The sequence below is a fragment of the Dietzia sp. DQ11-44 genome (assembly GCF_014145205.1).
Classification (GTDB): domain Bacteria; phylum Actinomycetota; class Actinomycetes; order Mycobacteriales; family Mycobacteriaceae; genus Dietzia; species Dietzia natronolimnaea.
Window position 1 is genome coordinate 1 of record NZ_JAALEC010000193.1, and the last position, 5,137, is coordinate 5,137.

Genomic DNA, 5,137 nt, shown 5'->3' on the forward strand with positions numbered 1-5,137 from the left:
CCGGTCGGCCGCCGCCGCGAGCGCCGCCACCGCCGCCGGCCTGGGCCCCGCCTACAACGTGGCCGAGGGATTCGAGGGCGACCCGGACGCGGCGGGCCATCGCGGGTCGGTCAACGGGTGGAAGGTCGCGGGACTGCCCTGGCGACAGTCCTGACCCGGCCCGACCCGCCACCCGCACCACCGACGACACTCAGAAAGCAGCGGATGAGAAACAACGAGCTCCCCGACGGACTCCACCCCGACACCCTGGGGGTGCGGGCCGGGCAGATGCGCACCGGCTTCGAGGAGACCGCCGAGCCGATGTTCCTCAACTCCGGCTACGTCTACGAGTCGGCCGAGGCGGCCGAGGCGTCGTTCAACGGGGACATCCAGCGGTTCGTGTACTCCCGCTACGGCAACCCCACCGTGGCGATGTTCCAGGAGCGGCTGCGGCAGATCGAGGGCGCCGAGGCGTGCTTCGCCACCAGTTCCGGCATGTCGGCGGTGTTCGTCTCGCTGGCCGCGCTGCTGGGCAACGGCTCGCGGCTGGTGGCCTCGCGGGCACTGTTCGGCTCGTGTTTCGTGATCTGCAACGAGATCCTGCCGCGCTGGGGCGTGGAGACGGTGTTCGTGGACGGCTCCGACCTGGACCAGTGGCGCGAGGCGCTCAGTGAGCCGACCGACGCGGTGTTCTTCGAGTCGCCCTCCAACCCCATGCAGGAGCTGGTGGACGTGCGCGCGGTCTGCGAGCTGGCGCACGCGGCGGGTGCGCAGGTGGTGGTGGACAACGTCTTCGCCACCGTCCTGCACCAGAAGCCGCTCGAGCTGGGCGCGGACATCGTGGTCTATTCCACCACCAAGCACATCGACGGTCAGGGCCGCGTCCTGGGCGGCGCCGTGCTGGGGCCGGAGGAGTACATCTCCGGACCCGTGCAGAACCTGATGCGTCATGCAGGCTTCGGTATGAGCGCCTTCAACGCCTGGGTGCTGCTCAAGGGCCTGGAGACCATGAGCCTGCGAGTCGAGCGCATGTCCGCCAACGCGCTGGAGGTGGCGCGGTTTCTCGAGTCGCACGACGCGGTGGAGTGGGTGCGGTACTCGATGCTGCCCTCGCACCCGCAGTACGCCCTGGCCACGGAGCAGATGTCGGGCGGCGGGTCGGTGGTGACGTTCGGTCTGAAGTTCGACGACGACGAGGTGGACCGCGGCAAGCAGCGCTGCTTCTCACTCCTCAACGCGCTGAGGGTCATCGACATCTCCAACAACCTCGGCGACGCCAAGTCCCTGGTGACCCATCCCGCGACCACCACCCATGCGTCCATGGAGCCGGAGGCGCGTGCCGCGGTGGGGATCACCGACAACGTGGTCCGACTCTCGGTGGGGCTCGAGTTCGCCGGAGACCTCATCGAGGACTTGCGTAGGGGTCTAAACTAAGTTTCATGCGGTCACATGGCGGCGCGTCCCAGACGAGGGTGGCGGTGCTGCCCGCAGCCCACCCGGCCGTCCGCAGGATCACCGGACTGGCGTCGTCGGGACACATCGAAATGGTCCCGGTGCGGCCGGGCGTGGTCAACGGTGAATCCCACCCGGGCACGTACGCGAAGGACGCCCGTCCGATCCCCGACCGCGACCTGGGGAGCCTGAATGTGGCCCACGTGCACTTCGGTTACGACTATCTCGAGCCGGAGAGCGCCCGCGACATGATCGAGCACCTGTCCCGCGCCGGGGTCCCGATGGTGCTGACCGTGCACGACATCGTCTACCCCTCGCACGAGGACTCGCAGCCGCACCGGGGGCACACCGGCGCGCTCGTGGGGGCCGCCGCACAGGTGCTCACGCTCACCGAGGTCGCCGCTTGGGAACTGTGGGTGCGGTGGGGTGTGCAGGCGATGGTGGTGCCGCATCCTCGGCTACTCGACGAGGCGGAGATCTCGTCGGCCATCCGCGCCTCCACGCACCTCCGGGCGCCCGGGGACACCGTCGTGGGTGTGCTGTTGGAACGGATGGGCGAGAACATCGAGGGGCCCGAGCTGCTCGACCTGTTGGCGCCGGTGGCGACCGGCCGGCGGAACGCGCATCTGCGGATCGTCGTGGAGGCGCAGGCGTGGCGTGACGCGTGCGGTGAGGACCGCGAGAGCGGCGGGCACCACCTGGTGGCCGAGCTCGCGGCGGAGGGCGGGTGGGAGTCCGTGCGGTTGATCCGTTACGAGGCCCGCGACCTGGGGCCCGTGCTCGCCGAGTTCGCCGCCCTCGACGTGTGTGTCCTGCCGTATCGTTTCGCCACCCACTCCACCTGGCTGGAGCTGTGCCGGGACCTGGGGGTGGCGCCCGTGCTGCCGGCCGTGGGCTTCCTCCGTGAGCAGTGGTTCGACCGCTGCGATCCGGACGAGCATTCGGGCGAGGTGTACGACCCCAAGGACCCCGGCACCTTGACATGGGCGGTGCGCACGGCCATCGATGAACCCCGGTCGCCGCCGCCGCGCGTCGAGGGCGCGGATCCGGGGAAGGTCATGGCCGCGCACGAGCAGGCTTACCGGATGGCCGCGCGACGGCGTGAGGCGATCCAGGACGGTTCGTGAACCCGGCCTGGCGGGTGTGACCGACCGCCGGTCGGGTGACGGGTCGGTCAGGTTCCGGCGTCCGCGCGGGTGATGTCGATGGGCCAGGCGAGCATCAGCACCGAGTCGGGCGCGGGGGACGCCGAGTTCATGCTCAGCTCGAGGCACACGGTGACGGGCGCTCCCGGGGTGGTGCGGGTGGCGGCGGGCAGCACCAGGGGTTCGTCGACGGTGGCGGCGTCCACCGGCTCCGGCAGAGTCGCGTCACCGACCAGGATGCTGGAGGTACCGCTGCTGAACGTGGGCGCGGCGCAGGCGCCTCCGCTGGTGGTGACGGCCCGGATCCGGACGTTGGCGGCGGTCGTGGGGTCGCCCTCCACCAGCGCGCCCCTGCCGATCATCACATGAGCCTCCGAGCGGGAGTCGACGCTCGTCCGCAGGGTCAGGGGTTGGTACGCGGAACGGTTGCGGAGCCCGGCGGTGTCCACGCGCACGGGGAAGTGCCCGCCGTAGGTGGAGATGGGTGCGGTCCAGGTGGTGCCGAAGTCGGTGGAGGCCTGCACTGACCAGGAGGAGCTGCGCAGCGCCGACTCGCGGGCGTCGTCCTCGCGGTCCTGGAGGATCACCGTGGCGCCGAGTGCACAGGCGGAAGCGGAGCCGAGGGCGACCAGCGCGGTGGCCGCGTGTCGAATCCGCATAGCTCCTCCGAAAGCCATCACTCGGCGATCAGTCCGGAGGAGGGGGCTCCGGCACGGGCTGGCCCGCCATGATCGCCGCTTCATCCAGAGTATGGTCGCCGGTGGCCGAATCGTTACGACCGCCCCCGGCGAGTGGCAAATCTCACACCGATATCGGCATGTCGCGCCTCGTGTCAGCGGATGTAGACGATCGTCCCGGTCTCCTGGTTGACGGCCGCCCGGCGCCGCCCCTTCGATTGCCATCCGTGGCGGTATCTTCGCCACAACGCTTCGACTCACCTGAAGTTGTTACCTGGCGAGAAGTACGGAGTTGTCTACGGGTTCTCAGTGGTCCGGGAGTGAAGTGTGAGGCAGTTAGGGCGAGACCCCACGGCTGTCAAGTCCGGAACTCGCTCGCGATGGCGCTGGCATACTCGATGGCAGTGCCCCGACCACCACGTCGGTGAAGTCACTCACACAACCCACGAGGAGTCGTCGATGCCCCCCACCTCCGCACTGAAGCTCGGTTACAAGGCCTCGGCCGAGCAGTTCGGCCCGCGTGACCTGGTCGAGTACGCGGTCCTGGCGGAGCAGGCGGGCATGGACTCGGCCACGGTCTCGGACCACTTCCAGCCGTGGCGCCACGACGGCGGCCACGCCCCGTTCTCCCTGGCGTGGATGACGGCCGTGGGGGAGCGCACCGAGCGGCTGCAGCTGGGCACATCCGTGCTCACCCCCACGTTCCGCTACAACCCGGCGGTGCTCGCGCAGGCCTTCGCCACCATGGCGTGCCTCTACCCGGACCGCATCTTCCTCGGCGTGGGCACCGGCGAGGCGCTCAACGAGATCGCCACGGGCCACCAGGGGCAGTGGCCGGAGTTCAAGGAGCGGTTCGCCCGCCTGCGCGAGTCAGTCCGGCTCATGCGCGAGCTGTGGACCGGCGAGACCACCAACTTCGACGGCGATTTCTACACCACCAAGGATGCGTTCCTCTACGACGTGCCCGAGGGTGGCGTGCCGGTCTATATCGCCGCCGGCGGACCCGTGGTGGCCAAGTACGCCGGCCGGGTGGGCGACGGCTTCATCTGCACCTCGGGCAAGGGCATGGAGCTCTACACCGACAAGCTCCTGCCGGCGGTGGAGGAGGGTGCCGGGATCAACGACCGTGACTCCTCCCGGATCGACCGGATGATCGAGATCAAGATCAGCTACGACCCCGACCCGGCCGCGGCCCTGGAGAACTGCCGCTTCTGGGCGCCGCTGTCGCTGACCCCCGAGCAGAAGCACTCCGTGGACTCGCCGCGGGAGATGGAGCGCCTGGCCGACGAGCTGCCCATCGAGCAGGTCGCCAAGCGCTGGATCGTCGCCTCGGACCCCGACGACGCCGTGGCGCAGGTCAAGCAGTACGTCGACGCGGGCCTGAACCACCTCGTGTTCCACGCGCCGGGCCACGACCAGAAGCGGTTCCTGGACCTGTTCAAGACCGACCTCGAGCCGCGGTTGCGTGACCTGGCGTGAGCGACGCGAGCACCGTCCCGGGCCCGGACAAGGCTGACCTCTCCGGCCTCGAGGGTCTCCTCGACGTGGCCGAGTCGGTCCGCGTCCTGCGCTACCCGCACGAGACGGAAGCCGACGAGGAGGGTCAGACCACAGAGTGGCACTGCGACATCGTCGTCGTCGACAACGTCCCCGCGCCCGGGTTCACCACCTACGCCACCGTCGGCGCCCGGGAGCTCCCCACCAACGTCACCACGCCCGACGGTCGGCAGATCCGCAGTGAGTTCGTCACCGTCGGCCGCACCGGACACCGCGCCATGGCCGACGTCCTGGACGCGTGCGCCCTGGCCGTCGCCACCGGGTCCATCCACGTGGCGCCGGGCGCGGTGATCCCGGGCGCGGTGGGGCTCGTCGACTCCGGCCGAC

Annotated in this window: 5 protein-coding genes and 1 pseudogene; 5 read left to right on the forward strand and 1 reads right to left on the reverse strand. The window is 69.9% G+C overall.

Translation table 11 applies throughout. The features are described from left to right. The 3 genes and pseudogenes from G6018_RS17310 to G6018_RS06010 all read left to right on the forward strand — a co-directional run. Nucleotides 1-154: pseudogene (locus G6018_RS17310) on the forward strand (rhodanese-like domain-containing protein); the annotation flags it as partial. A gap of 50 nt (nucleotides 155-204) precedes the next feature. After that, a complete protein-coding gene (locus tag G6018_RS06005; protein WP_182639159.1) occupies nucleotides 205-1,413 on the forward strand; it encodes an O-succinylhomoserine sulfhydrylase in 1,209 nt (402 codons plus the stop codon). Between the two features lie 5 nt (nucleotides 1,414-1,418). Continuing rightward, the gene (locus tag G6018_RS06010) at nucleotides 1,419-2,558 is read left to right on the forward strand and encodes a hypothetical protein (RefSeq protein ID WP_187700915.1); all 1,140 of its coding nucleotides are present in this window, start codon (nucleotides 1,419-1,421) and stop codon (nucleotides 2,556-2,558) included. A 47-nt stretch (nucleotides 2,559-2,605) separates the two neighbouring features. Here the strand turns inward: G6018_RS06010 and G6018_RS06015 are convergent, their stop codons facing one another. Then, nucleotides 2,606-3,235 (reverse strand): hypothetical protein, encoded by a 630-nt coding sequence (locus tag G6018_RS06015; protein ID WP_182639160.1) that lies wholly within the window; start codon nucleotides 3,233-3,235, stop codon nucleotides 2,606-2,608. A gap of 477 nt (nucleotides 3,236-3,712) precedes the next feature. Between G6018_RS06015 and fgd the strand changes: the two genes are divergently transcribed. Both fgd and G6018_RS06025 read left to right on the forward strand, forming a co-directional pair. After that, the gene (fgd, locus tag G6018_RS06020) at nucleotides 3,713-4,732 is read left to right on the forward strand and encodes a glucose-6-phosphate dehydrogenase (coenzyme-F420) (protein ID WP_182639161.1); all 1,020 of its coding nucleotides are present in this window, start codon (nucleotides 3,713-3,715) and stop codon (nucleotides 4,730-4,732) included. Then, a partial coding sequence (locus G6018_RS06025) for a suppressor of fused domain protein (protein ID WP_182639162.1) occupies nucleotides 4,729-5,137 on the forward strand: 409 nt, incomplete at its 3' end. The genes fgd and G6018_RS06025, both read left to right, overlap by 4 nt.